The organism is Rhizobium sp. BK399, assembly GCF_014194695.1.
Classification (GTDB): Bacteria; Pseudomonadota; Alphaproteobacteria; order Rhizobiales; family Rhizobiaceae; genus Rhizobium.
The window spans coordinates 102,115-126,825 of record NZ_JACIAH010000013.1 but is presented as its reverse complement, the minus strand read 5'-3'; the positions used below and the strand labels follow the sequence as shown (position 1 = coordinate 126,825).

Here is a 24,711-nt window from a genome sequence, read left to right as displayed (position 1 = left end):
ACCTATGAACGACATATTCACCGGTGTCATTACGGCTTTTTGGCGAAGCGGTACGCAGCTCCAGAAAATTTCCGTAGATCCAGCCTTCCGACGATCAATCTTTGACCAGGCCCCGCCTGCAAGAAGATCAGTTTCCTTTCATCACTTTGCGACGCGTGCGCAGCTAGTGACAAGAGAGACTTGCGCTCTCCCAGTAAGCGACCATCGCTTGCCAAGCGCCTCTGATGAAGCCTAAGACAAGCGGGAAGGAGCTTGATATGCAAGGTCGACTATCGCCAGCGCCCATGCCAGCAAGTATCTTCTCTGCCAAAAACTCAACATCCACTAGGATATGTGAGAAACCGCACTCGGAAGCGCAATGACAAAGAGCAATAGCCGTGAATCCCAGTATGCGATCGACCCGTTGTTCCTCGATCGCTGGTCGCCTCGCGCGTTTACCGGAGAAGTGATTGATGAATCGGTTCTTTTGACAATTCTCGACGCAGCGCATTGGGCACCATCGTCCGCCAATCAGCAACCCTGGCGTTTTGTCTATGCACTCAATGGCTCGGAGGACTGGAGCAAGTTCGTCGACCTCTTGGTCGAGTCGAACCAGGAGTGGGCGAAAAACGCTTCGGCGCTCATCTACGTTGTTTCAAGGAGTTTCAACGGCGACTTTTCCGAAGGAAGGAAGAGCTACACGCACTCGTTCGACGCCGGCACCGCCTGGGGCTATCTCGCGCTGCAGGCCCGGCTTTCAGGCTTCTATGCCCACGGCATGGGCGGCATCAAGCACGAGGAAATCCACAAGGCGTTCTCGATTCCCGAGAGCTACCGGGTCGAGGCAGGCGTAGCGGTTGGTCGCCTTGCCGACAAGAGCGTGCTTTCAGAGCGCAACCAGGAGCGGGAAGTTCCGAGCCAGCGCAAGTCTCTTTCCGAGGTCGCCTTCCGCGGCAAGTTCATCGCGAACTAGGATTTATAAAGCAAAACCCCACGTTGAAGCGCGGGGCCTTGGATACAAATCTGAGGTTTCGATATCTTAGATATCGAGGTTTGCGACGCTGAGTGCGTTGTCCTGGATGAACTCCCTGCGCGGCTCGACTTCGTCACCCATCAAGCGAGCGAAGAGGCCATCGGCATCCGTAGCGTCGGCAACTTTGACCTGGAGCAGTGAACGAACGTTCGGATCCAACGTCGTTTCCCAGAGCTGTTCGGCATTCATTTCGCCGAGACCCTTGTAACGCTGCATCGTCAACCCCTTGCGACCGCTTGCGAAAATCGCGTCCAGAAGTGCTCGGGGGCCGGAAATTTCCATGTTGCCGTCGCGCCGGGAGAGCGATGGAGGTGTCTGATAGATTTCCTTCAGCCGAGCCGACAGCTGATCGATAAGCCTTGCGTCCTGCGAGCCGATCAAGGCCATGTCAAGGACGACGACTTCCTTTACGCCACGCACCATGCGCTCGAGCTTGAGGCCACCTTCGCTGGTCACGCCCCCTTCCCAACCCCGCTCGGTGTCTTCCGCAATCAGATCGAGCCTGCTGGCAACTTCGCCAGCCAGCTGTTCTGCTCTCCCGCGGTCGCTGACCGCTTCGGCGTTCAGAGCGCCGGCGATCGCCGCCTGTTCGACGACAGCGCGATTGTAGCGCGAATGCAAGTTGTCGAGCAGCGCGCGAAGACGCAACGCGTCGCTGATCACCTCGCCAACGTCCTGCCCTGTGCGCACTTCACCGCTGCCGAGCCTCAAGGCGGCATCTTCCAGGCCCTGGGCAATAAGATAATCCTCAAGGGCCTTCTCGTTCTTCAGGTACTGGATCGACTTGCCGCGCGATACCTTATAGAGCGGCGGCTGAGCGATATAGAGGTGACCACGCTCGATCAGCTCAGGCATCTGACGGAAGAAGAAAGTCAGAAGCAGAGTACGAATGTGGGCGCCGTCGACGTCAGCATCCGTCATGATAATGATCTTGTGGTAGCGCAGCTTTTCCGCGTTGAACTCGTCCTTGCCAATGCCGGTGCCAAGCGCGGTAATCAGCGTACCGATTTCCTGGCTGGACAGCATCTTGTCGAAGCGAGCACGCTCGACGTTGAGGATCTTTCCGCGCAGCGGCAGGATAGCCTGGTTTTCGCGCGAACGCCCCTGCTTGGCCGAACCACCTGCCGAGTCGCCCTCGACGAGGAAGACTTCGGACTTGGCGGGATCACGCTCGGAACAATCGGCGAGCTTGCCGGGCAGAGAGGCAATGTCGAGGGCACCCTTGCGGCGGGTGAGTTCGCGCGCCTTACGGGCAGCTTCGCGCGCCGCGGCGGCTTCGACCACCTTGCCGACCAGCACCTTGGCTTCCGACGGATGCTCTTCGAGCCACGTGCTCAGCGCTTCGCTGACGAGGTTTTCGACAACGGGGCGAACTTCCGAGGAAACCAGCTTGTCTTTGGTTTGCGACGAAAACTTCGGATCCGGCACCTTTACGGAAAGAACGGCCGTCAGGCCTTCGCGGCAATCGTCGCCAGTCAGGGTCACCTTTTCCTTCTTTGTGATCCCCGACGTATCGGCGTAGGAGGTGATCTGGCGGGTCAGCGCGGCGCGGAAGCCGGCCATGTGCGTGCCACCGTCGCGCTGCGGGATGTTGTTGGTGAAGCACAAGACGTTCTCGTGGTAGCTGTCGTTCCACCACATCGCGACCTCGACGGTAATCCCATCTTTCTCCCCGCGGATCGCCACCGGCTTGTCGACTAGCGGCTTCTTGGCGCGGTCGAGATAGGAAACGAAGGCCTCCAGGCCGCCGTCGTAGATCATCTCTTCCTGCTTGATATCCGAATGGCGCTTATCGCTGAGCAGGATGCGTACACCGGAGTTCAGGAATGCGAGCTCGCGTAGGCGATGCTCCAGCGTGCCGTAATCGAATTCGGTCATCGTAAAGGTTTCGGTACTCGGCATGAAGCTGACTTCCGTACCCGTTTCATCGCCGGCGTCTCCGATCACCTTCAATGGTGCGTCGGCCACGCCATGCGTGAAGCTCATTTCATGGATCTTGCCCTGACGGCGGATCTTCAGCCTCAGCCAGACGGAAAGCGCGTTGACGACGGAAACGCCGACGCCGTGCAGACCGCCGGAGACCTTGTAGGAATTCTGGTCGAACTTACCGCCGGCGTGCAGCTGCGTCATGATGACCTCAGCGGCCGACACGCCTTCGCCGCTATGAATGTCCGTCGGGATACCGCGACCGTTGTCGGTGACGGTGACCGACCCGTCGGGATTGAGCGTCACGGTCACGATATCGGCGTGGCCGGCGAGAGCTTCGTCGATCGCGTTGTCGACGACCTCATAAACCATGTGATGAAGGCCGGAGCCGTCATCGGTATCACCGATATACATACCCGGGCGCTTGCGCACCGCATCAAGGCCCTTCAGAACCTTGATCGAGTCTGCGCCATATTCGGTGCTAACGCCGTTTTCCGTCGTGGGTATATCGGTCATACTTTTCGAGAATTTCCCTGTTGTCGGGGCAGAGAAGAGACTTGCGAATCACCTGCCTTTTACATGCCAGAATATAGGGTTTTTGATCGAAGTTCCCAATGCCAGCGGGCTCAAACTGGCCATAAATCAGGGGATTATGACCGTTTTCCGTCCGCTTTTCCGCCGTTTTCGAGAATGCTTGTCAGTTCGCCCAGCGTCGTTTGATCGAGATCGCGAATACAGCCGGCCAGAAGGTTCGCAAATGCGGTATGTTCGGCCGACAAACCGGACGTATCCACCACCACGCGGGGGTCGGAAGAACGCGCCAAAAGGAAAAGTTCCTCTGCTTCATCCCAAATGATGTTGAAGTAACCGGCGATCCGCTGGAGCAGATCGAAGCTGGGCAAGCCGCGCTTGCCATGCTCGAGTGCGGAGAGATAGGCCGGAGAGACATTGAGGGCAGCTGCCATCTGCTTCTGCGAGACACCCTTGCGCTCGCGCAGCTTGCGGATCGCCTCGCCGAACGGCGTCACAACCTTTCTCCATGTCGGCGTGACAGCCTGATATAGAGCGCGCCCTCACCCCCGTGATGTTGGGCTGCCGTTTCATAGGATGAGATGAAATAGCGAAACTCGGGCTTCGAAAACCACATCGGGACAGCACGCTTCAGTGCGCCGTCACTGCCAAGCGAACTGCCCTTGCCGGTAATGACGAGAACATGTCTCATCCCCCGCTCGTGGGCCCTTATCAGAAATTCGAGAAGCAAGATGTGGGCTTCGCTTTGAACCAGCCCATGTAGGTCGATACGGGCTTCGAGCGGCAGCCGCCCCTTGGCGATCTTACGTTTGACCGGTCTTTCGAGTGGGTGATGGAGACCGGATCGCGATTTCGGAGCCGGAGGCATAGCTGCGACCAAGCTTTCAGACGATGATTTCGGGCTCGCTGCCCTCCCGCTTTCAGCCTCCGCCTCTGTCAGAAAAGCGTCGAGCTCAGTCAAGTCGTCCTGCTTGCCGGGCATAGGCCGCGTACTACGTGCCACCTTGCCCCAGAGTATCCTTTCATCCGTACTGAGCTTTCGGTCGCGTGCCATCAGGCGAATCTCTCCGCTGCGGCGTTCGGAAGCAGGATAAAGAAGTCGGCATCGTGACGCACTGTTCCTGCAAGCTCCCCCGCTTGGTCCCCGGATCCGGTAAAGATATCACCTCGCGCCGGGCCGACGATGGCCGACCCGGTATCGAGCGCCAGCATCAGCCGCGCGAACGGTCGTCCCCCGTCCAGGTGGACCAGGTTTTCGGAGCGAATGAAGAATGTGAAGCCAAATGTGTGAATGAGCCGGTCAACGGCCAGCGAACGACCGGCAATCAACGGCACTTTTGCCGCCGCAATGGGGCCGGCGTTCAAATCCGCCGACGGAACTTCCCGGAAGAAAATATAGGAACGATTATGCCAGAGAATTTCATCAACCTGACCGGGGTGTGAAGCCAGCCATCGCCGAATGGCCTGCATCGAAATTTCCGAGCGTTCGATTTCTCCGCGCTCGATCAACAACTTGCCAATCGCCGAGAACGGATGTCCGGCCTTCGCTGCATAGGTAATCCGGCCGATGGCGCCGTCCGGATATCGCAGGCGTGCTGCACCTTGCACATGAACAAAGAAGACGTCGACCTTCGACTTTGCCCAGGCAATCTCCAATCCTCGGCCAGCCAGGAAACCCTCGTCAATCTCACGACGATCCGGATAGGCGTCAATTGCGCCATCTGTCAGCCTGCCGAACGCATAGCCACCAGGTAAAGTGGCCGGACGATTACCCTCATCAAGATCGATCAGGTCGTCGGGGCGCCGATAGAAGGGAAAGCGATAGTCTTCGTCCGGTACCGCCGAAACCAAAACCTCAGGCTCATAGAAGGCAGTAACGAAACCCGGACTGCCATCCATCCGGCAAATTCGGAAGGGTCGACAGTGGGATTGGAGGAAAGCCCGGGCATCGGTAGCCGATGAAATCCTCGCACTCCGCGCCGCTTCGAGCAGCGGCAAAAGATCCTGTGCCGTCAACCCGAGCGAGCCCGTCCGGTATGCCTTAACCTCGCTGATCTGCCGGCGACATGCCTCCATTGCTTCAAAAAGGCCGGAGGGATCATCATCCTTCCAGCCTTCCAGATCATCGAAGCTTATTGCTTGCAGGGCAAAGCCCGGGGTTTCCTCACTCATGCTTCCGATTCGGTGGCCACGAGTTTCCAGTTGGGATCCCGCGAACGGGTGTCGCGTGCAAAAGTCCAGAGATCGTTGACCTCCGCGACATTCTCCGCATCGCCATCAATGAGCTTGTCAGCGTTGTCATAGGTGGCTGAGATCAACTGGCTGACGAGGCGAAGCGTAATCTGCACCTCCGTGCCTTTGATTTCGGCGCTGGTGATCTCGGCCTTATCGATACCGACGAAGGTCGACTTCACCTTCTCGCCCCTGGATTCACGGTCTGAAATGGCGGCATCGAAGCCGTCATAAACTTCGCGCGATAGGAGGTTCTTCAGAGCCTTGCGATCGCCATCCGCAAACGCCATCACAATCATTTCATAGGCCATTCGGGCGCCGTTCACGAATTCCTTCGGATTGAACGAAGCATCAGCCTTGTTGATTTCCCGGAGCGATTCGTTCAGCGATGTGCCGGCTGGAGCAAAGGCGTCGATTGCGGCAAAACGATCGTCTTCTTCGGCCGACGCATCGCGACGCGGCAGTGTTACTACCTTTCCAGCATCCGGCGAGTCAGGCGCAACGGCGTCGCGCGGCGTGTAAAGATCGCGCGGGGGCTTCTCATTTCCCGTACGGCGACCGAGAACGCTGCGCAGTTGCAGAAAAATCAGCACCGCCGCCACGAGAAAAAACAATGTGATGAAGTCGTTTGAACCCATATCCCGCCGCAGCCGCTGTTAACATCCCTGATTTGTACTCCCATATAGTCCGCCTATACAGATGATTCAAATGGGGTCTGCAACGCGACCCTCCAACGGAGTCCGGCTTAGGCCGGAATTAGACGATGCCCTTGAAGATCCTGCCTGGTTTTCTGCTGCTGTTGCCGCTCGCTGAGATTGCCGGTTTCGTGCTCGTCGGAAGAGTGATCGGACTTTGGCCGACGCTGGCGCTGGTCATTCTAAGCTTCATGGTCGGCATGGCCCTGCTCAGGCGTCAGGGCGTCGGAATCCTGCGCCGCATGTCCGCTGAAGGGCGAAACGGAATGGTGCCGGGGCGAGAACTGCTTCGTCCGGCCATGTTCGTGATTGCCGCATTGTTGCTGATGGTCCCTGGCTTCATCACCGACATCGTGGCGTTGCTGATCTTCATTCCAGCTGTGCGCGATCTGGCCTGGCGGTATGTCAGCCGCCGTTTCGTCGTCGTAGGCCCAACGGGCGGCTTCAGCTCCTCTGGCCGCTCCAAGGACTCGAAGATCGTGGACCTGGACGACGATGACTTTCGGCGCGAGCCGAACGGCAACTCTCCCTGGTCGGGAAAGCATCTGGGCAAGTAGGAGGCGGTCGAGGCGGCAAGCTGGCTCAGGGTTGTAAGGCCATGCCCGAAATGATAGAGCGGCACCATCCAATGCCCTCGAGGAAAAGCCAATGGCCGACGAAAACAGCAATAACGGTGCAACGAGCCCGAGCCTTACCATCCTTGCCCAGTATACCAAGGATCTCTCCTTCGAAAATCCGGGTGCTCCGCGTTCGCTGCAGGCGCGTGACAAGGCTCCGGCCATCAACATTAATGTCAACGTCAACGCCAATCCGCTCTCCGATACGGATTTCGACGTCGTTCTCTCTCTGAACGCCGAAGCCAAGGATGGTGACAAGACGGTGTTCCACACTGAGCTCGTCTATGGCGGCGTTTTCCGGATTGCGGGTTTCCCGCAGGAGCACATGCTGCCGGTCCTCTTTATCGAGTGCCCCCGCATGCTCTTCCCGTTCGCACGTCAGATCATTGCCGACGTCACGCGTAATGGCGGCTTCCCGCCGCTGATGATCGATCCGATTGATTTCTCTCAGATGTTTGCGCAGCGGGTTGCCGAAGAGCAGGCCCGTGCCAAGGTCCAGGCAACCACGAACTAACAGTTCGCGCATAGCACGCTGGAACAAAATCGAATGCCCGGGTCGCCCCGGGCATTTTTAGTTTGCGAGATCGTATTTTCCCCAGACACCCTTGGCGCCGAGTTTGGCAATGAGCGCGTCATGGGCTTGCTGCTCGGCTTCGCTGAGACGCGGCGCAAGGGGCCGCGGCCGTTCGAGCGTCCCGACGATGATTTCCTCGACCACGATTTCCTGGCCTGCCGAATTGCTCGCGGCGGTTCCGAGGCCAAGGGCGGCCTGACGGCCACCGATCATCTCGATGTAGACATCGGCCAGCAGTTCGGAGTCGAGAAGCGCGCCGTGCTTCGTTCGATGTGCATTATCGATGCCATAGCGGCGACAAAGCGCATCGAGCGAGTTGGGTCCCATCGGATGCTTGCGGCGCGCCATCGACAGTGTGTCGAGCACGCGGTCAGGCAGAATCGGCGGCAAATCGAGCCTTGCGAGCTCAGCGTTTATGAAGCCCATATCGAACGTGGCATTATGCGCGATCCATTTCGCGTCGCCAAAGAAATCGATAATTTGCTGCGCAACATCTGCGAACGAGGGCTTGTCCTTGAGGAACTCATCGGTGATGCCGTGAACGGCAAGCGCGTCCGGGTGTACTTTCTGATCGCCCGGATTGATGTAAATATGGATCGTATTGCCGGTCGGAAAATGATTGAAAAGCTCGATGCCGCCGATCTCGATAATGCGGTCCACACGGTTATCGAGGCCCGTGGTTTCCGTATCGAAGATGATTTCACGCATTCAGGAAGTCCCCGCTGGCGAGCCGCCGCTTCAGGTCCGAGATAATCTCGGCGACCCGTGTTCTGGCCGTTTCGATGCTATGCCCGGTATCGATCACATAATCGGCTCTTGCTCGCTTTTCCGCATCCGGCGTCTGGCGCGCAAGAATCATATTGAATTTTTCCACTGTCATTCCCGGCCGCGCAAGTACGCGGTCTCGCTGTATCTGTGGATCACAGCTGACGACCACGATGACATCGACCCTGTTCTCAGCCCCTGTTTCGAACAACAGCGGGATATCGATCAACACCATTGGCGAGCCGCGTTGCCGCTCACGTTCGATGAATTCTAACTCGCGCTTTCTCACAAGCGGATGGACGATGGCTTCGAGGCGCCTGAAACCGTCCGGGCTTCCGGCCAACTGACGACCGAGCTCCTGCCGATCGACGGCACCGTCCTTCATCGTGCCGGGAAAGGCCGCATCGACAAGCGGTGCTGCCTCGCCGGCGTAAAGGTCATGGACGACGGCATCGGAATCATTCACGGGCACTCCTGCTTCAGCGAAGAGCTTTGCCATGGTTGATTTGCCCATTCCAATCGAGCCGGTCAGTCCAATCCGCAACATCAATGCCTGTCCATATCCTCAATGATGATCGCACGCAGCTTCTCGTCGACCGCCGGGCGATGCCCGAACCATTTCTCAAATCCGGGCACGGCTTGGTGCAGCAGCATGCCGAGCCCGTCGACAACAGCGAAGCCTTGCTGTTGGGCCTGCACCAGGAACGGCGTCATCAGGGGGACGTAGACGATATCCGTCACAACGGCATCGGAGAGTAACGGCGAAAAATCGATCCGAGGCGCGCCTTCGCCATCCATACCCAGCGACGTCGTGTTGACGAAAAGACCCACGCCACTCATGACTTCAGGTAGCGCAGCCATCGAATGAGCATGTATCTTGGGTCCAAACCGATCCGCCAATTCCTTGGCGCGCTCGACCGTTCTGTTGACCAGATGAATTTCCTTGACGCCTCGGTCGCGCAGGGCCTGGATGATGGCTCGGCTTGCCCCTCCCGCGCCGAGGACCACCGCCTTTTCCGCCTCGTCCCAACCGGAATGTCGTTCATCGAGATTGGCCGTAAAGCCGCGTCCATCCGTATTTGTCGCCTTCAGCCGGCCGTTGTCCATCCAAAGCGTATTGGATGCGCCCAATTCTTCGGAAAGTTCATCGGGATCGTCGGCAAGTTTGAACGCCATTTCCTTATGCGGGATGGTGACATTGCCGCCTACGAAGCCGGATTCGCCGTTCTTCAGAGAATCTACAAAGGCTGCAAAATCGTTAGGCGCAACCTCGTGGGCGCAGTACGAACCTGGCAATCCAAGGGTCTTCAGCCAGTAGCCATGGATGAGAGGGGACCTGGAATGCTTGACGGGAAAGCCTGTGACGAAGGCCTTTGGCTCGAATGTTTCACGTGAATCATGCATCGATGGCACCCAATTCTCTGAGCTTCTCCAACAGCGGCAACATCGGTAACCCCAAGATTGTAAAATAGTCTCCATCGATCTTCGAAAACAATTGAAGCCCCTCTCCCTCGAGTTGATAGGCACCGACGCTGCCGAGTGCCCTCTCCCCCACCCGGTTCAAATGCCGAGCGATGAAATCGGTGGTTAGCGGTCGCATCGTTAGGTCCGCGTGCGAGACATGCTCCCAGACGATGTCGCCGCCGTAAGCAATCGCGATCGCGCTGTTCAGCCGATGTGTCTTGCCCGAGAGCGCGCGAAGGTGGTTCGCAGCATCCGCCATGTCCTTTGGCTTGTGGAAGGTCTGCGGCCCAAGCGACATCGTCTGATCAGAGCCGATGACGAAGCACGCCGGAAACCGGTCGCTGACTTCCTTCGCCTTCGCCTTGGCGAGGACGAGCGCCACAGTATCCGGCGTAGCGCCTTCTCGTTCGAGAGGCGCTTCAACCGCGCGCTCGTCAATCTGGGCTGCATGTGCGTCGAAGGCGAGCCCGGCATTTTGCATCAGCATGCGGCGGAACGGGCTGGAGGATGCGAGAATGAGCTTGGGTACCATGGAGCCTCGAACAGGTCTGATGTGACAGCGCTTAACGGAGCTTCGGACGGAGCGCAACAATCGCTGCTGCAGTCTCTTCGATGGAGCGGCGCGTCACGTCGATAAGGGGCCAGTTGTGCCGGGCACAGAGCGACCGCGCGTATTTCAGTTCCTCCGAGATGGCAGCCCGGTCGGTGTATTGCCCGCGGTCAAAGCCAGGAGTTGCTCCCAAAATACGGTTCTCGCGAACCTGCGATATCCGATCGGTCGTAGCAATCAGGCAGACAATCAGAGGTTTGGTCGCGGTGAGTAGTCCGTCCGGAAGCGGCACGCCGTGGACAATCGGGATGTTCGCCGTCTTGATGCCGCGATTGGCGAGGTAGATGCTCGTCGGAGTTTTCGACGTTCGACTGATGCCAATGATGACAACATCGGCGTCATTGTAGTCGTCGGGCATCTGTCCGTCATCGTGATCCATCGTAAAGTTAAGCGCTTCAATGCGGGCAAAGTAGCCGGCATTCATTACGTGTTGCGCACCGACGCGACGGCGTGACGGTGCACCGAGATAGATCTGGAAAGCGTTCATGACCGGTTCAAGCACGTTGACGGACGCAACGCCCATCTCCGCACAGCGCTGATCGATGAAGGTCGCGAGCTCGCGGTCGACAATCGTATAAAGAACGATCCCAGGCTGACTATCGATCGACTGCAGCACCTGCAGAAGCTGCTTGCGATTGCGGACCAACGGGTAGACGTGCTCGATCGGCTGTGCGGCTTTGAATTGTGCCGAAGCCGCGCGGCCGGCAGAAATCAGTGTTTCGCCGGTCGAGTCAGAAATCAGATGTAGATGGAAGAAGTTTGGGCGGTTCTCCACGTTATTATTGGCCACCTGTTGAAAAGACTGGACAGCCGAGAGCTAAGAGACACGGCGGGGATAAGGCAAGGGAAAACATGCCACCTTTTCCACAAATCGAATTTCGCGGAAGCTCAAAAAAGTCGCTTGTTGGTTCTGTGGATAGTTGGTGACCGTTCCACGAAAGTCGATACTTTTTCCACAGTTCCGCCCGAACTTGCGTTCTCTATCCGATTGTAAATATTCTCATATTTCCGTCTATCCCCGATTTTCGTGTAGCGGTTCTCCGTCTCCTCCCCTTGGCGCGGCGGCAGCGCGACAAAACGCTCCGGTAGTGGATCGATTTTAATCCTTGATAGAAACAGACTCTAAGAAATAGAAACCTTTTAAATTATCTTTGATTTTTTATAGGGAAGAGAAGCGTGGGAGACAGCCGCCGGAAAATCATGAGGGTCTTGGACGGCGAGACACTCAGCCCCCCTCCAATCTGGCTGATGAGGCAGGCCGGACGATACCTTCCCGAGTATAGAGAAACGCGCGCGAAGGCAGGAAGTTTCCTGGACCTTTGCTATACGCCTGACCATGCCGTTGAGGTAACGCTCCAACCCATTCGTCGCTATGGTTTTGATGCAGCCATCCTCTTTTCCGATATTCTCGTGATTCCGGATGCGATGAAACGCAACGTTCGCTTCACGGAAGGGCATGGACCGGAGATGGATCCGATCGATGAAACCGGAATCGGCCGACTGGAGTTCGACCACGTCGTCGACTACCTCAAACCGGTTCTCGAAACAGTTGAGCGTCTTCGAAATGAGCTGCCTGCCGAGACGACTTTGCTCGGCTTCTGTGGCGCTCCGTGGACGGTGGCGACTTATATGATAGCCGGTCACGGAACGCCCGATCAGGCCCCTGCCCGGCTCTTCGCCTACAAACATCCGAAAGCTTTCGAACACCTGCTTGCTGTTTTGGCGGAAGTGTCAGCCGACTATCTCGTCGCGCAGATCGATGCCGGGGCCGACGCTGTGCAGATTTTCGATTCCTGGGCCGGTGTTCTCGGTGAGCGGGAATTCGAGGCATTCGCGGTGAAGCCGGTCGCGCGGATGATCGCCTCCATAAAAGCACGACGGCCGAATGCCCGGATCATCGCCTTTGCAAAGGGCGCCGGCTTCCTGCTGAAGAGCTATCGTCAGCGGACGAAGGCGGATGCGATCGGTCTCGACTGGTCGGTGCCACTGAATTTCGCTGTAGAGCTGCAGAAAGACGGTGCGGTTCAGGGTAACCTCGATCCGATGCGCGTGGTGGCCGGTGGCGGAGCTCTGATGGATGGTATCAACGATGTCCTCGACAAGCTCGGTAACGGCCCGCTGATCTTCAATCTCGGTCATGGGATTACCCCCCAGGCGAACCCTCAAAATGTCCAGCTGCTCGTGGACCATGTCCGCGGTTGGAGGCGATAGCCCATGGAGAAGCAGACCGATGAGAAACCTGGCGCCTACGCACGTCGCCGGGCGCATTTCGCGATCCTGTTCTTTGCACTTCTGGCTGTGGGGTTATTTCTCTGGAATCCGGATGATCTCTACCTTTGGATCAAGGCGCTTCATATCATAGCGGTGATTTCGTGGATGGCTGGCCTCTTCTACATGCCGCGCCTCTTCATCTATCATACCGATGCCGAGCCGGGTTCAACCCAGTCGGAAACCTTCAAGGTCATGGAGCGCCGTCTTCTGAAGGTGATCATGAACCCGGCAATGATGCTGACCTGGATTCTTGGCCTCTATCTTGCCTGGTCGGTCTACGACTTCCAGGGAGGATGGTTGCATGCAAAGATCGGTCTCGTCGTGCTTCTGACAGCCGTGCACGTCTTCTTCTCAAGCGCCGTCAAGGCGTTTGAGCGTGATGAAAACCGCCGGTCTGCACGCTATTGGCGTTTCATGAACGAGGCGCCGACCCTATTGATGATCGGGATTGTTATCCTCGTCGTCGTCAAACCGTTCTAAAGAGACGTTGTCGGTTAAATTTGCTTGATTTTAAGCAGCCCCCTTGCGGCGGTGAACCTTACTCGCTATTTTCCCTCCACCTCATCCTTGTGGCATGTATGTAAAGTTTGATCGTCTGCGATCTCTTCGCAGGACCGGTTACAGCCTCGACATCGCCTTCCCCCCAGAATTTAAGAGTAATGGTCACTTCATGGCTGAAATGAAGCTTCAAGAACTTAAGAGTAAGTCCCCGACGGATCTGCTGGCGTTTGCCGAATCGCTCGAGGTCGAAAATGCAAGCACCATGCGCAAGCAGGAACTGATGTTTGCGATCCTGAAGGTGCTTGCCAGCCAGGATGTGGAGATTATCGGCGAAGGTGTTGTTGAGGTTCTCCAGGATGGTTTCGGCTTCCTGCGGTCCGCCAACGCCAACTATCTTCCGGGTCCCGACGATATCTATATCTCGCCCTCCCAAATTCGCCGCTTCTCGCTGAAGACTGGCGACACCGTTGAAGGCCCGATCCGTGGACCGAAGGAAGGCGAGCGCTACTTCGCACTGTTGAAGGTCAACACAATCAATTTCGACGATCCCGAAAAGATTCGTCACAAGGTGCATTTCGATAACCTGACACCGCTCTACCCCAATGAACGTTTCAGGATGGAGCTGGAGGTTCCCACCTCCAAGGATCTTTCGCCGCGCGTCATTGACCTTGTTGCGCCGCTGGGCAAGGGGCAACGCGGACTGATCGTCGCGCCGCCGCGCACCGGTAAGACCGTCCTTCTCCAGAATATCGCTCATTCAATTACGGCGAATCATCCCGAGTGCTATCTCATCGTTCTCCTCATCGACGAGCGTCCCGAGGAAGTGACAGACATGCAACGCTCCGTTCGCGGGGAAGTCATTTCGTCAACCTTCGACGAACCGGCCGTGCGCCACGTTCAGGTGGCGGAGATGGTCATCGAAAAGGCCAAGCGCCTCGTTGAGCATGGCCGCGACGTTGTCATCCTGCTTGATTCGATCACGCGTCTCGGTCGCGCCTATAACACTGTCGTACCCTCTTCCGGTAAGGTTCTTACCGGTGGTGTCGATGCTAACGCCCTGCAGCGCCCCAAGCGTTTCTTCGGCGCGGCCCGCAATATTGAAGAGGGCGGATCGCTCACGATCATCGCCACAGCTCTCATCGATACGGGTAGCCGCATGGACGAAGTTATCTTCGAAGAATTCAAGGGCACCGGTAACTCGGAAATCGTCCTCGACCGCAAGGTCGCCGACAAGCGTATCTTCCCGGCGATGGACATCCTGAAGTCCGGAACACGTAAGGAAGACTTGTTGGTACCGCGCCAGGACCTGCAGAAGATCTTCGTGCTGCGGCGTATCCTTGCGCCGATGGGCACGACGGACGCAATCGAATTCTTGATCGACAAGTTGAAGCAAACGAAGAATAATCCGGACTTCTTCGACTCCATGAACACCTGATCCTTAGCCGGATTCACCAAGGTAAACCGGTCACAGCGTGGCCGGTTTTTTCTTTTTATACACCTGTTATCTTCAGCCTTGCACTGGAGAAGGAAAATGCTGCCCAACATGGACACAATATTCGCGCTGTCGAGCGGTGCCGTCCCTGCGGGACTCGCGGTGGTTCGAATCAGCGGCGCTGATGTCCCTACGGTTCTGGCCTCACTGATTGGCGCGCCGCCCCCGGCTAGACAAGCAGCACTGAGGTCGATTCGGACTCGTAATGGTCTGGTGATTGACACCGCGCTCGTTCTATATTTCCCGGCGCCGCATTCTTTCACGGGCGAAAGCGTCGCGGAGATACATCTCCACGGCGGCCGCGCCGTGGTTGATGCTTTACATCGGGAACTTGCGGAATTCGAGAATCTACGACCAGCGGCGCCAGGAGAATTTTCGCGGCGCGCCTTCGAAAATGGCAAGCTGGATCTAATCGAAGTCGAGGGCCTGGCAGATTTGATTGCAGCCGAAACGGAGATGCAGCGGCGGCTGGCTGTCGAGCAGAGCTCGGGCGGCCTTTCATCGGTCTACAACGGATGGGCGGATCGGCTGACGCGCGCTCGCGCCCTAATCGAAGCAGAGCTTGATTTTCCGGACGAGGAGGATGTGCCGGGTTCCGTATCGGATCAAGTATGGGCTGACGTGGCGAGGCTGGTCACAGAAATGCGCGAGCATCTCCTACAGCTCGAGGCTGGTGAGATTATCCGAGACGGTTTCAAGGTTGTTATCGCCGGCAGACCGAATGCCGGTAAGTCGAGCCTGATGAACGCCTTGGCTAAGCGCGACGTTGCGATTGTCACCGATATCGCCGGGACAACAAGGGACGTACTGCACGTTGATCTGAACATGGACGGCTACCTGGTCAAACTTTACGACACGGCGGGCCTTCGCGCCGCAGCGGAGAGAGTTGAACGCGAGGGTATCCGACGGGCCGAGAAAGCGATTGCCGAAGCCGACCTCTTGATCTTTGTCGAGGATATGTCGGTAGATACCGCAACGAACACGTACCCTGAGGGTGCGTTGCTGGTCGGCGCCAAAAGCGACTTGCCCCGTAAGAGTATGAATGACTATGATCTCGTCATCTCGGCGGCGGACGGAACCGGCCTGGAAAGGCTGCGCGCCCTGATTGTCGAGCGTCTAAGAGCCAAAGTGCATCCGCAGTCGATGGCTATCCCGAGTCGGACGCGTCACAAAGATTCGCTGGCGAAATCACTCTCTGCTTTGGAGACGTCGTTACTAAACCCCACGCGAGGGTTGGATCTGCGAGCGGAAGACCTAAGAGCGGCCAGTGATGCACTGGGGCGCGTCACGGGACGTGTCGACGTGGAGAACTTGCTCGACGTGATCTTCGGAGAGTTCTGCATCGGAAAATGATTCACGTGAAACATCCGAATCGGTGCCGCCGCGGAGCGGTTTCACGTGAAACGCCTTGACTCGCTGCAACACTTCGATCATCACCGGACAATCTCAGGAGCTCGAAGAATGAACACCTCACGGTTCGATGTCATCGTCATCGGCGGCGGACATGCCGGATGCGAAGCCGCTGCTGCCGCTGCGCGTCTTGGTGCCAAGACGGCGCTGGTCACGCATCGCCGCGACACGATCGGTATCATGTCGTGCAATCCGGCAATTGGCGGACTTGGTAAAGGCCACCTGGTTCGAGAGATCGACGCCATGGATGGGCTGATGGGACGGGTGGCTGACGCCGCCGGTATTCAGTTTCGTATGTTGAACCGGAAGAAGGGGCCCGCGGTTCGCGGCCCGCGCACCCAAGCCGATCGCAAGCTGTATCGAGAAGCGATGCTCGCGGAAATCGAAAGCGTCGAAAATCTTACCGTCGTCGAAGGTGATGCGTTCGATCTGACGATAGTAGAAAATCGTGTTGCAGCTGTTGTCATGAAAGATAGCCGGATTCTTTCCTGCGGCTCTGTGGTGTTAACCACCGGAACTTTCCTACGCGGTCTTATTCACATCGGCGACAAGAAGATACCGGCTGGTCGCGTTGGTGAGGAACCGTCGCTCGGCCTCTCTCATACGCTTCTGAGCCTAGGTCTGGGGCTTGGACGCCTCAAGACCGGTACCCCGGCGCGCCTGGATGGCACTACCATCGATTGGCAGAGTGTTGGCCGACAGGGTGCTGATGACGAGCCCGTCCCGTTCTCGTTCATGACAGATCAGATCGTGAACCCGCAGATCGAATGTGGCGTGACACGTACCACCGAGGCAACACATCGGATCATCGTTGAGAATCTCAGGCGATCCGCAATGTACTCGGGTCAGATTGAGGGAGTCGGCCCGCGCTACTGTCCGTCAATCGAGGACAAGCTGGTGAAGTTCGGCGAACGCGACGGACATCAGGTTTTTCTTGAGCCTGAGGGTCTCGACGACAAGACGGTCTATCCCAATGGAATCTCGACCTCACTGCCTGCCGAGATCCAGGACACATTCATTCGAACGATTCCCGGTCTTGAGCGCGTTCAGATTCTGCAGCCGGGTTACGCGATCGAATACGATCATGTGGATCCTCGAGAACTGAAGCCGTCGCTGGAAGTCAAGAAGATGCCTGGATTGTTTCTGGCTGGGCAAATCAACGGTACAACGGGCTATGAGGAAGCGGCAGCTCAGGGTCTCGTCGCCGGTATCAATGCCGCCCGCCTGGCTGGCGGCCAGAGCGAGGTTCTCTTTAGTCGCACTGATTCGTACATCGGGGTGATGGTCGATGACCTAACATCTCGCGGTGTTGCTGAGCCATATCGGATGTTTACGTCCCGTGCCGAGTATCGTTTGTCGCTGCGGGCAGACAACGCAGATGTTCGCCTCACGCCGTTGGCTATTCAGATCGGGAGTGCTTCATCCCGCCGCCGTGATCGCTTTCAAGCCTATAGTGACGCGTTGGAGCGAGGCCGCTCGCACCTTAAGGCACTGTCAGTGACCCCAAACGAGGCCGGCCGCTTTGGACTCAAGTTGAATCAGGATGGCCAGCGCCGCTCAGCTTACGATCTTCTGTCGTATCCCGATTTTAGCTTGCAGGATCTTCGGCAGATTTGGCCTGAGCTGTCGCGTATTGACAGTCGGGTGGCTGATGCCCTGGAGATAGAGGCGGGCTATGCAGTCTACATGCAGCGGCAATCAGCTGATATCGCGCACGTGAAGCGTGATGAGGACCTGACGATACCGGGCGACTTTGACTTCAGCGTCCTCGCCGGTCTATCCAACGAGTTAAAGTCTAAGTTGCACAATACGCGCCCATACAACGTCGCGCAGGCCGCTAAGATCGACGGCATGACGCCAGCCGCCATCTCCTTGTTGCTCGTTCACTTGAGACGTGGTGTCTTTAGCGCCGCGGCATCAGGCTGAGGCGCCTATTGCAATTTACGAGAGTCCTATCATGCACCTAAACGGTCGGCGTGTTTCACGTGAAACACAGGAGCGCCTTGAACATTTCGTGGGCCTTTTCCAAAAGTGGGCAAAGGCTATCAATCTCACTGCGCCATCCACGCTAAATGACGCGTGGAACCGACATATTGCTGACTCCGCACAGGTCTTTCAGATCCAATCGTCGCCTCTCACGTGGGTTGACCTCGGTAGCGGCGGTGGCTTCCCTGGCGTTGTAACGGCTATTATGCTTGCCGAACTGGGTGGTGGATGGGTTCATTTGGTCGAGAGTAACCGCAAGAAGGCTGCGTTTCTCCGCACAGCACTTCGCGAGACCGGTGCTCGAGGGTCCATACACATCGAACGAATCGAAGACGCTCCGCCGACTATCGAGAACTGCGATTTTGTCTCTGCTCGGGCGCTTGCAGACCTCACAAAGCTCCTGACCTATGTCGAGCCATGGTCGCAGAAGAATGCGGATCTTCGTGCTTATTTCCACAAAGGACGGGATTACCGTGCCGAGATCGAGAAAGCGCGTGGTGAGTGGCGATTCGATCTGTTAGAACATAAGAGCGCTGTCGAGGAGGATTCCGTGGTTCTGGAAATCTTCAACATTCGACGCTTGGCTTAACAGATCGGGCTTTGGCTATGGCTGGCGAACGAAATCGTATAATCACCATTGCAAATCAGAAAGGCGGCGTTGGTAAGACCACGACTGCCATCAACCTGGCGACGGCCCTGGCTGCGATCGGCGAGCGGGTTTTGATTGTTGACCTCGATCCCCAAGGCAACGCCAGCACCGGCCTCGGTATTGACCGGAAGCATCGCCGGCTATCTTCCTATGACTTGCTTTTGGGCGATTGCTCTGTGGAGGAGGTGGCGCAGGAGACTGCAGTACCCAACCTCTATATAGTGCCTTCGACAATGGATTTGCTCGGTGTCGAAATGGAGATCGCGAGCCAAAATGATCGCGTCTTCAAGCTGAAGAAGGCTCTCGCCAAAGAGGATGCTTTCCGCTTCTCCTATATTCTTGTCGATTGCCCACCCTCCTTTAACCTCCTGACGATGAACGCGATGGCTGCGGCGCATTCAGTGCTTGTGCCGCTGCAATGCGAGTTTTTCGCCCTCGAGGGTCTTAGTCAGCTCCTGGAGACTGTCGATCAGGTTCGACGTACCGTTAACCCCAACCTCGACATCCAAGGCATCGTGCTGACAATGTTCGATTCTCGCAACAATCTGGCGCAACAGGTTGTTAACGATGTGCGCACCCATCTCGGAGAAAAAGTCTACCATACGTTGATTCCGCGAAATGTACGCGTTTCGGAAGCGCCGTCCTATGGAAAGCCGGCAATTCTGTATGATCTGAAGTGTGCGGGGAGCCAGGCGTATCTCCAGTTGGCATCCGAGGTTATCCAGCGCGAGCGCCAACGTCTCGCCGCGTGATTTGAAGAAAGAATGGCGAGTTATTCATGAACGATGATGTCTCGAAGAGAAGACTTGGTCGCGGCTTAGCTGCATTGATTGGCGAGATGGACCAGCCGATTCCGGTTGATACTGCAAAGCCGGGAGTCAGCGCCGATCGTATGGTTCCGATCGAATTCGTCAGCCGGAACCCGCGCAACCCTCGGCGCTTCTTTGATGATGGCCAACTGCATGAACTCGCGAGTTCTATCCGCCAACACGGCATTGTCCAGCCGGTCGTAGTTCGCACGCTTGCAAGCAATCAGTTCGAGATCATCGCCGGCGAAAGACGGTGGCGGGCGGCGCAACTGGCCGGTCTCGTAGAAATCCCCGTGATCGTGCGCGACGTCGATGATAAAACCGCGCTCGAGATCGCGATTGTTGAGAACGTGCAGCGCTCCGACCTCAATCCGCTGGAAGAGGCGCTAGGCTATGATCAGCTGATGGCGGAATATGGTTATACGCAGAATGATCTCGGCGAAATTATCGGCAAGAGCCGTAGTCATGTTGCGAACTCGCTGCGTCTCCTGAAGTTACCGGAGCCGGTTCGCGATCTGTTGGCTGCGGGCAGCCTCTCGGCCGGCCACGCCCGAGCCTTGGTGCCGACCTCTGACCCGACCGCCCTCGCCCGTACGATCGTCGCAAAGGGCATGTCAGTGCGCGACGCTGAACGACTGGCTCAGAACGATATTAAGGCACAATCCGAGCCAAGGGCTCCAGGGCACCAGAAGGATCAGAAGGATTCGGACACGCTCGCATTAGAGCGGACATTGTCGGATGCACTCGGCCTCGATGTGATGATCAATCACAAAGCGAGCGGAGGACAAATTCGAATTTCCTATAAGTCATTGGAACAATTAGAAGAAATCTGCAGACTTTTGGAGCGTCGCTAAGCAGTTATCGACGTGCCGACTGTAATGTCGTTGAGAGCAGCGTTTGGAGAGCGATGCTGTCTTCCAGGGCTGCGCGCTTGCGGGTTTGTAGAATTGCAGCCTGCAGGCGATTTGCCTCCCGCGCCAAGGCCTCAGCGGACCAGGTTCGGAGTGCCTGTTCGATGATTGGCTTTCGTCGAAAGTGAAGATGGCGGCCTAACGTCTGCATGACCTGCGCAGCCGGCAATCGCTTCTCGTCCATCTCCGTCTTCATCGCGTCAAGCAGTTGAAATTGCTTTAGGCAGGCCTGAACAACAAGGAACACAGCGGTCTTGGAGGATATGATCTTCTGCATCGCGTGCAGAAAACTTGCTGGATTGCCGTTCAGCACCGCATCGACCGCATCATCTACCGATATTGCGCTAGCGTCGCCAATGATCTCTGTAACGTGGTGTTCTTCGATCGTCGGTTTTCCGCGGCAATAGAGTGCGAGCTTTCGCAGTTCATTGCGCGAGGCAATACGATCTCCCCCAATGAGTTCCAGCAAAGCTTGCCGTCCAGCCGGCGTGATGCCGATTCCAGCGCTGGAGAGTTCGCTGTCTATCAGGCTGTTTAGCGCACGGGTGTCATCCGCGTAACAGGGGATTGCCACCAAATTGCGCGCCGCTTCGGTTGCCTTTCGCAGTAGGGATCCTTTCTTCAGATCCCCAGCTTCGACGATCACGTACGTGGCTTCGGGCATGTTGATTGACAAAGCCTGGAGAGAGTCGACCAGATATTTCTCGTTCGCCGCTCCGCGTATCCAGATAAGTTTGTCCCCGCCGAAGAGGCCGATCGCCCCTGCCTCGTCCAGAAGACGGCCTTGATCCCGCTGCAAATCGGAGATGTCGAGCTTTATCAGGGAGAAGGGATCGTCAAGCGAAACTCTGGTCTTGCCCGCGAGCAGTGTCGCACGCTCAGAGACGAGGCCGCGGTCTGGTCCGTAGATGACGAACAGGCGGTAGTTGCGGGCGGATCGCTCAAGAAAGCCTTCAAATTCGTGCGATTTGATTTCCACCACGCTCCGGCTCCTCAGCGGCCGAGCGCAGCCGCAATATCTGCACCAACGAACTCGGCTGCCTGCCGCGCGGCACGATTTTCGGCATCACGAATGGCGCGCTGCTTCGCAAACTCCTGACCCGGAAAATCAAGCAGGGCGGTCGCATAGCGGTTGCCAGCCTTTATAACATGGCCGTCCTTCGTCGACTTCAGGGTATAGTCGACGCTAACCGTTGCACGGCCAGCCAGCGACTCATCCGACGACGCGACGAGCAATGTGCTAATGATGTTCGACCGCACGCTCAATTCCACCTTGTAGTCGGGGTTCTCAGGCTCGCCGGCCCCGCGCCCCGCGATAAAGATCAGCCGGTTGCGAACCTCCTGCCCGACACGGCTGGTCGCTTCGGAGAAGCCAACAGACGAGAGCTTGCCGGCTACGCCTGAGCTTTCGGAATAAAGGGGCCTAACTTGGCAGGATGCGAGAAAGGCCGTGGACGCAAGGATTGCGGCAATACCGGTGCCACGTACCAGCTTAAAAGCGATATCAAACGACAATGTTCACAATCCTTTGCGGAACCACAATGATCTTCTTGGGCGTCTGACCGCTCAGAGCCCTCTTAACGTCGTCCAATGCTAGTACGGCCTCGGTGACGGCATTCTGATCTGCGTCGCGTGAAATTGTCAATTCGGCGCGCTTCTTACCGTTGATTTGAACTGGCAAAACCACATCGTTTTCAACGACGAGGGCGGCATCGTAATGCGGCCAATCGGTGTGTGCCAGCAAACCATCGTTGCCGAGCGCTGCCCAGCATTCCTCGGCCAGGTGGGGCATCATCGGCGCTACCAGCTGGATAAGGATCTGCGCAGCGTCACGTACGGCGGCGCGATAGGCCAAATCGCCCTCGCCGGCAGCAACTTTGGTCAGAGGCGATGCAAGCGCATTGACCAGTTCGTAGATCCGCGCGACAGCCTTGTTGAACCAGAGACGATCATAATCGTTTTCAACGGCCTTGAGTGTCTTGTGAGCGATTTGCGAGATCGCTTGACCTTCGCCATCCTTAGCCGGAGTCGCAGCCACATTCTTCAGAGCGTCCGCGGCTTCGGCGATCAGTCGCCACAACCGCTGGGTAAATCGGTGAGCGCCCTCGACGCCCGCTTCCGACCAGATGACATCCCGTTCCGGCGGCGAGTCCGAGAGGACGAAGAAGCGTGCAGTGTCGGCGCCATAAGACGCGATGATATCGTCCGGATCAACGACATTCTTCTTCGACTTCGACATCTTCTCGATCGACCCGATCGCGATTTCTTCCCCGCCGGAGAGGTGATAGGCGCGGCGTTTGCCGTCGAGCTCTTCAATGCGAATGTCGGCGGGCGCGACCCACTCGCGGCTCATTCCCGAGCCGCGGCTGTATGTTTCGTGCACGACCATACCCTGCGTAAAGAGACCCTTGAACGGCTCCCTGGCGTCGACGTGACCCGTCTCGCGCATCGCCCGGGTGAAGAAACGCGAGTAGAGCAGATGCAGGATGGCGTGCTCGATGCCGCCAATATATTGATCGACCGGGAGCCATCGATTGGCAGCGCTGACGTCGGTCGGCTTGTCCTCCCAGGGGGCGGTGAAGCGCGTGAAATACCAGCTCGAATCGACAAAGGTATCCATCGTGTCGGTTTCACGCCGCGCATCCTTGCCGCACTGCGGGCAGCCGACATGCCGCCACGTCGGATGACGGTCGAGCGGATTGCCGGGCTGATCGAAGGTAACGTCCTCAGGCAACTTTACCGGCAGATCCTTCTTCGGAACGGGAACGACGCCACAGTCATCGCAATGGATGACCGGTATCGGGCAGCCCCAATAGCGCTGGCGTGAAATGCCCCAATCGCGCAGGCGGAAGTTCACCTTGCGCTCCCCTTGAGGAGCATTCCCGAGCGTCATAGATGACAGGCGGTCGGCCACGATCTCGAATGCTTCAGTTGTGTTCTTGCCATCCAGGAAACGCGAATTGATCATCACGCCATCACCGTCATAGGCAACGTCACCGACACTGAACGTCGCGGCATCGCTATCCACCGGCATAACAACCGGAACAACGGGCAGACCGTACTTGCGTGCGAAATCGAGGTCGCGCTGATCGCCGGACGGGCAACCAAAAATCGCTCCAGTGCCATAGTCCATAAGAACGAAGTTCGCGACAAAGACAGGTAGTTCCCATGAGGGATCAAGCGGATGCCTTACCCGAATCCCGGTATCGATGCCCTTCTTCTCCGCGGTTTCCAGTGCCGCGAGCGAGGTGCCGGCACGACGGCATTCCTCGCAGAAAGCATCGATAGCCGGATTTTTCGCCGCGGCATCCTTCGCCAGCGGATGGTCGGCCGCTATGGCCAGGAACGAAGCGCCAAACAAAGTGTCTGGTCGAGTCGTATAGACTTCGATCTCGGTTTCTCCGGTCGGAGCTGTCGGCTGGACGATCTCCCAGCGCAGCATCATGCCCTCGGATCGGCCGATCCAATTCTTCTGCATGAGCCGGACCTTTTCAGGCCACTGATCAAGCGTGTCCAGCGCGTCAAGCAGATCCTGACTGAAGTCGGTGATCTTGAAGAACCACTGCGTCAATTCTCGTTGCTCGACCAGCGCACCTGAACGCCAGCCTCGGCCGTCGATCACTTGCTCGTTGGCGAGAACCGTGTTGTCGACCGGGTCCCAATTGACCTTCGACTGCTTGCGATACACGAGCCCCTTCTCTAGGAAATCCAGGAAGAGATGCTGTTGGTGCTGGTAGTAGGCGACGTCGCAGGTTGCGAATTCGCGGCTCCAGTCCAACGACAGGCCCATCGCTTTCAACTGGGACTTCATGGAGGCAATATTCTGATAGGTCCAGGACGCGGGATGGACGCCTCGCTCCATCGCCGCGTTTTCAGCCGGCATGCCAAAAGCGTCCCAGCCCATGGGATGCAGGACATTGTAGCCGCGAGCGCGCTTGTAGCGGGCGACGACATCGCCCATCGCGTAGTTCCGCACATGGCCCATGTGGATGCGACCGGACGGATACGGAAACATCTCGAGGACGTAATACTTCTCGCGCGGATCGCTGTTGTCGGTCTCGAAGACCTTCGCCTCGTTCCATTTCTGCTGCCAGCGAGGTTCGGCATCGCGCGGGTTATAACGTTCGGTAGCCATGGTATTCGTATTTCCAGAAAATCAGGGGAAGTTGGTGGTGACCTTCACCATGAAACCGCGGTAGCGTCAAGTTTTGTGGGCGCCGTAGGCGCCGGATCTCGGTCTTCCGGCCACGATTTCA

The 24,711-nt window shown here is 57.3% G+C and carries 24 protein-coding genes; 11 read left to right on the top strand and 13 right to left on the bottom strand.

Annotation, left to right across the window (positions count from 1 at the left end; translation table 11 throughout):
- Positions 1-358 precede the first annotated feature (358 nt).
- On the top strand, positions 359-952 hold the full coding sequence (locus FHT97_RS23135) for a nitroreductase family protein (protein WP_183864402.1): 594 nt from the start codon (positions 359-361) through the stop codon (positions 950-952).
- Between the two features lie 66 nt (positions 953-1,018).
- Here the strand turns inward: FHT97_RS23135 and gyrB are convergent, their stop codons facing one another.
- The 5 genes from gyrB to FHT97_RS23110 form a co-directional block, all read right to left on the bottom strand.
- A complete protein-coding gene (gyrB, locus tag FHT97_RS23130; protein WP_183864401.1) occupies positions 1,019-3,454 on the bottom strand; it encodes a DNA topoisomerase (ATP-hydrolyzing) subunit B in 2,436 nt (811 codons plus the stop codon).
- A gap of 134 nt (positions 3,455-3,588) precedes the next feature.
- A complete protein-coding gene (locus tag FHT97_RS23125) occupies positions 3,589-3,966 on the bottom strand; it encodes a helix-turn-helix transcriptional regulator (RefSeq protein WP_183864400.1) in 378 nt (125 codons plus the stop codon).
- Complete coding sequence (locus FHT97_RS23120) at positions 3,963-4,523, bottom strand: Smr/MutS family protein (protein ID WP_183864399.1); 561 nt, start codon at positions 4,521-4,523, stop codon at positions 3,963-3,965. The genes FHT97_RS23125 and FHT97_RS23120 overlap by 4 nt, the downstream gene beginning before the upstream one ends.
- Positions 4,523-5,641: a murein transglycosylase A gene (locus tag FHT97_RS23115; protein ID WP_183864398.1), complete on the bottom strand. Its 1,119-nt coding sequence runs from the start codon at positions 5,639-5,641 to the stop codon at positions 4,523-4,525. Before FHT97_RS23115 ends, FHT97_RS23120 begins: the two co-directional genes overlap by 1 nt.
- Complete coding sequence (locus FHT97_RS23110) at positions 5,638-6,339, bottom strand: Tim44/TimA family putative adaptor protein (RefSeq protein ID WP_183864397.1); 702 nt, start codon at positions 6,337-6,339, stop codon at positions 5,638-5,640. Before FHT97_RS23110 ends, FHT97_RS23115 begins: the two co-directional genes overlap by 4 nt.
- 125 nt (positions 6,340-6,464) lie before the next feature.
- Here FHT97_RS23110 and FHT97_RS23105 point away from each other — a divergent pair, with 125 nt between their 5' ends.
- Both FHT97_RS23105 and secB read left to right on the top strand, forming a co-directional pair.
- On the top strand, positions 6,465-6,953 hold the full coding sequence (locus FHT97_RS23105) for an FxsA family protein (RefSeq protein ID WP_183864396.1): 489 nt from the start codon (positions 6,465-6,467) through the stop codon (positions 6,951-6,953).
- 91 nt (positions 6,954-7,044) lie between these two features.
- On the top strand, positions 7,045-7,527 hold the full coding sequence (gene secB, locus FHT97_RS23100; protein ID WP_016556856.1) for a protein-export chaperone SecB: 483 nt from the start codon (positions 7,045-7,047) through the stop codon (positions 7,525-7,527).
- Positions 7,528-7,584: 57 nt separating this feature from the next.
- Here secB and dnaQ read toward each other — a convergent pair whose 3' ends face one another.
- The 5 genes from dnaQ to FHT97_RS23075 are packed head-to-tail and all read right to left on the bottom strand — an operon-like array spanning position 7,585 to position 11,201.
- Positions 7,585-8,295 carry a DNA polymerase III subunit epsilon gene (gene dnaQ / locus FHT97_RS23095; protein ID WP_183864395.1) on the bottom strand — a complete coding sequence of 237 codons (711 nt, stop codon included), beginning with the start codon at positions 8,293-8,295 and terminating at the stop codon, positions 7,585-7,587.
- A complete protein-coding gene (gene coaE / locus FHT97_RS23090) occupies positions 8,288-8,899 on the bottom strand; it encodes a dephospho-CoA kinase (RefSeq protein ID WP_183864394.1) in 612 nt (203 codons plus the stop codon). The genes dnaQ and coaE overlap by 8 nt, the downstream gene beginning before the upstream one ends.
- Positions 8,899-9,756 carry a shikimate dehydrogenase gene (locus FHT97_RS23085; protein WP_183864393.1) on the bottom strand — a complete coding sequence of 286 codons (858 nt, stop codon included), beginning with the start codon at positions 9,754-9,756 and terminating at the stop codon, positions 8,899-8,901. Before FHT97_RS23085 ends, coaE begins: the two co-directional genes overlap by 1 nt.
- A complete protein-coding gene (locus FHT97_RS23080) occupies positions 9,749-10,348 on the bottom strand; it encodes a Maf-like protein (protein ID WP_183864392.1) in 600 nt (199 codons plus the stop codon). Before FHT97_RS23080 ends, FHT97_RS23085 begins: the two co-directional genes overlap by 8 nt.
- A gap of 31 nt (positions 10,349-10,379) precedes the next feature.
- Entirely contained in the window at positions 10,380-11,201 is an 822-nt protein-coding gene (locus FHT97_RS23075; protein WP_183864391.1) for a pyruvate, water dikinase regulatory protein, read from the bottom strand.
- A gap of 401 nt (positions 11,202-11,602) precedes the next feature.
- On the opposite strand from FHT97_RS23075, the gene hemE reads away from it, so the two are divergent.
- The 8 genes from hemE (at position 11,603) to FHT97_RS23035 (ending at position 20,398) form a co-directional block, all read left to right on the top strand.
- The gene (gene hemE, locus FHT97_RS23070) at positions 11,603-12,637 is read left to right on the top strand and encodes a uroporphyrinogen decarboxylase (RefSeq protein ID WP_183864390.1); all 1,035 of its coding nucleotides are present in this window, start codon (positions 11,603-11,605) and stop codon (positions 12,635-12,637) included.
- Between the two features lie 3 nt (positions 12,638-12,640).
- A complete protein-coding gene (gene hemJ, locus FHT97_RS23065) occupies positions 12,641-13,177 on the top strand; it encodes a protoporphyrinogen oxidase HemJ (protein WP_183864389.1) in 537 nt (178 codons plus the stop codon).
- A gap of 190 nt (positions 13,178-13,367) precedes the next feature.
- Positions 13,368-14,633: a transcription termination factor Rho gene (gene rho / locus FHT97_RS23060; RefSeq protein WP_183754898.1), complete on the top strand. Its 1,266-nt coding sequence runs from the start codon at positions 13,368-13,370 to the stop codon at positions 14,631-14,633.
- Between the two features lie 96 nt (positions 14,634-14,729).
- The gene (gene mnmE / locus FHT97_RS23055; RefSeq protein ID WP_183864388.1) at positions 14,730-16,043 is read left to right on the top strand and encodes a tRNA uridine-5-carboxymethylaminomethyl(34) synthesis GTPase MnmE; all 1,314 of its coding nucleotides are present in this window, start codon (positions 14,730-14,732) and stop codon (positions 16,041-16,043) included.
- Between the two features lie 108 nt (positions 16,044-16,151).
- On the top strand, positions 16,152-18,026 hold the full coding sequence (mnmG, locus tag FHT97_RS23050) for a tRNA uridine-5-carboxymethylaminomethyl(34) synthesis enzyme MnmG (protein WP_183864387.1): 1,875 nt from the start codon (positions 16,152-16,154) through the stop codon (positions 18,024-18,026).
- Between the two features lie 31 nt (positions 18,027-18,057).
- Positions 18,058-18,675 carry a 16S rRNA (guanine(527)-N(7))-methyltransferase RsmG gene (gene rsmG / locus FHT97_RS23045; protein WP_183864386.1) on the top strand — a complete coding sequence of 206 codons (618 nt, stop codon included), beginning with the start codon at positions 18,058-18,060 and terminating at the stop codon, positions 18,673-18,675.
- Between the two features lie 17 nt (positions 18,676-18,692).
- Positions 18,693-19,487 carry a ParA family protein gene (locus tag FHT97_RS23040; RefSeq protein WP_183754906.1) on the top strand — a complete coding sequence of 265 codons (795 nt, stop codon included), beginning with the start codon at positions 18,693-18,695 and terminating at the stop codon, positions 19,485-19,487.
- 26 nt (positions 19,488-19,513) lie between these two features.
- Positions 19,514-20,398 carry a ParB/RepB/Spo0J family partition protein gene (locus FHT97_RS23035; RefSeq protein WP_183864385.1) on the top strand — a complete coding sequence of 295 codons (885 nt, stop codon included), beginning with the start codon at positions 19,514-19,516 and terminating at the stop codon, positions 20,396-20,398.
- Positions 20,399-20,402: 4 nt separating this feature from the next.
- On the opposite strand, the gene holA is transcribed toward FHT97_RS23035, so the two are convergent.
- Genes holA through leuS form a run of 3 tightly spaced genes read right to left on the bottom strand, consistent with a single transcriptional unit; the run spans position 20,403 to position 24,590 of the window.
- Positions 20,403-21,437 carry a DNA polymerase III subunit delta gene (gene holA, locus FHT97_RS23030; RefSeq protein ID WP_183864384.1) on the bottom strand — a complete coding sequence of 345 codons (1,035 nt, stop codon included), beginning with the start codon at positions 21,435-21,437 and terminating at the stop codon, positions 20,403-20,405.
- An 11-nt stretch (positions 21,438-21,448) separates the two neighbouring features.
- Positions 21,449-21,970 carry an LPS assembly lipoprotein LptE gene (lptE, locus tag FHT97_RS23025; RefSeq protein ID WP_183864383.1) on the bottom strand — a complete coding sequence of 174 codons (522 nt, stop codon included), beginning with the start codon at positions 21,968-21,970 and terminating at the stop codon, positions 21,449-21,451.
- The gene (gene leuS / locus FHT97_RS23020) at positions 21,960-24,590 is read right to left on the bottom strand and encodes a leucine--tRNA ligase (RefSeq protein WP_183864382.1); all 2,631 of its coding nucleotides are present in this window, start codon (positions 24,588-24,590) and stop codon (positions 21,960-21,962) included. Before leuS ends, lptE begins: the two co-directional genes overlap by 11 nt.
- Positions 24,591-24,711 lie beyond the last annotated feature (121 nt).